Genomic DNA, 1,733 nt, shown 5'->3' on the forward strand with positions numbered 1-1,733 from the left:
CGACTTGGGACATCGGTATGACCTCTATTAAAAATGTTTCTTCGCAAAAACAAGTTTAATAAATACCGTTGTCCCCCGTTAATGATGTAGAGCCACTGTGTCGTCATATCGAATAGGTCTGAGATGAGTCAACAAACGGAATGCCCTAGGTGAACCCGCTTAACCTCAGGGCGTCAATCGCAAATCAAGTTCGTCAGATGACGGGTGGTAAAGGCCCACCAATGGCTTTTCTTGAGCCAAAAGGGGATCCAGGGCTGTTCGGTCCTCAATCAATGGTTTGGCAAGTACATGCCCACTTTGTGCCTATGCTCGTCGGAGGGCTGTCTTCTTTACTTATGCAGGCTTTGCACCCGCTTGCCCTGGCTGGCGTATGGGATCACTCGTCTTTTCGACAAGACTTAAAAGCAAGATTAGGACGTACCGCTTTCTATATCGCGTCGACTAGTTATGGTGGGCGCGAGATGGCGATGCAGTCTATTCATCGCGTGCGTCACATCCATCTCGCTGTCATCGGAACATTGCCCGACGGCACACCTTATCGTGCGGACGATCCGGTTTTACTGAAATGGGTTCATCTGGGCGAGGTGTTGAGTTTTCTTGGCGCTTACCAGCAATTTGGTGCAGTGCCTTTGGCAAGCGGCCAAGATGATCAGTACATTCAAGAGATGGCCTTGCTGGGTGAATTGCTGGGTGCTGAAGCACTCCCCCATCACGTTAGTGAAGCCAACTGGATGCTACAGAGCTATCGATCCGAGCTTGTCTATGACGAAAGGACTAGGTCAGTGGTTGACTTGATTGAGAATTTCCCCTGCCGTGCAATAGATGCGCCTGTGCTCAAACTCATCATTGCTGCAGCCTTTCATTTACTGCCTGAGTGGGCATTGCTGATGCTGGGGAAAACGCCTGCAAGTGCCACAGAGAAACTGTTTGTCAGGCATGCACTGAAGTTAGTTGCTAAACCCATTGACTGGGCGCTGGATTCAGAAGGCGTAGCGGCCTATTCGCGCAAGCGAGTGGAATCAATTATCTGTTGAGTTTGAGCGCGATGAGGTTCATCTAACAATATTTGGTCATATGCACGGTGAGCCAAGCTGGTTTTGGCAACTCAATAAGCGCAGTAACGTAGTTGCGCACGAATCATTTCACTTTATTGGTAAGCTTTGACCCGGCGGTCGGGATACAGGCGTTGTGTCGAACTGCGTGATCGAGGGCGTTAATTTGAGCCGTCACCGATAACAAATACCGCAACCTAAACGGTAGTTCTTCATAACTCCGACTTAGTGCCAATCCCCAAAACTAAGGGATTGTGCGGCGTGTGGTTTTACCCTAAGCCGCACAATCAGTCTTATGGTGAAGCGACGGTATTAACGGAAGATGGACAAGACAGCCTGAGCTGCCGTGTTCATCTGGGATACCAGGTAGTAGTCAACCGATTGCTGGTTGTTTAACTGTTGTAGCTGAGCTTGCAGGGCAGTTTGATCAACCGCTTGGAGCGAGTTAATCGTGCTTTGCAAGTTGGTGCCCAACGAAGTCACGGCGCTTTGATCCGCGGCCAAGGACACGCTGTAGGCATTCAGGTTGGATTGACCTGTTGAGACAGTCGTGAGCAAGGCGGTCAAGCTTGTGATGGAGGCCGATGCAGCGGTACCGGTGCTGATTGACAAGGCCGTGGCAACCGACACAACCGAGGTATCAAGCCCCAGGGTACCAAACGCAGCCGTTGAGCTGGCCGC

At 50.8% G+C, this 1,733-nt stretch carries 2 protein-coding genes; one reads left to right on the forward strand and one right to left on the reverse strand.

The genetic code is table 11. The features are described from left to right. The first annotated feature begins 149 nt into the window (after positions 1 to 149). Positions 150 to 1,034 (forward strand): oxygenase MpaB family protein, encoded by an 885-nt coding sequence (locus tag BCM14_RS01555; protein ID WP_259673362.1) that lies wholly within the window; start codon positions 150 to 152, stop codon positions 1,032 to 1,034. A 330-nt stretch (positions 1,035 to 1,364) separates the two neighbouring features. Here BCM14_RS01555 and BCM14_RS15220 read toward each other — a convergent pair. After that, a partial coding sequence (locus BCM14_RS15220; protein WP_259673363.1) for a hypothetical protein occupies positions 1,365 to 1,733 on the reverse strand: 369 nt, incomplete at its 5' end.

It is taken from the genome of Jezberella montanilacus (genome assembly GCF_003003055.1).
Taxonomy (GTDB): Bacteria; Pseudomonadota; Gammaproteobacteria; order Burkholderiales; family Burkholderiaceae_B; genus Zwartia; species Zwartia montanilacus.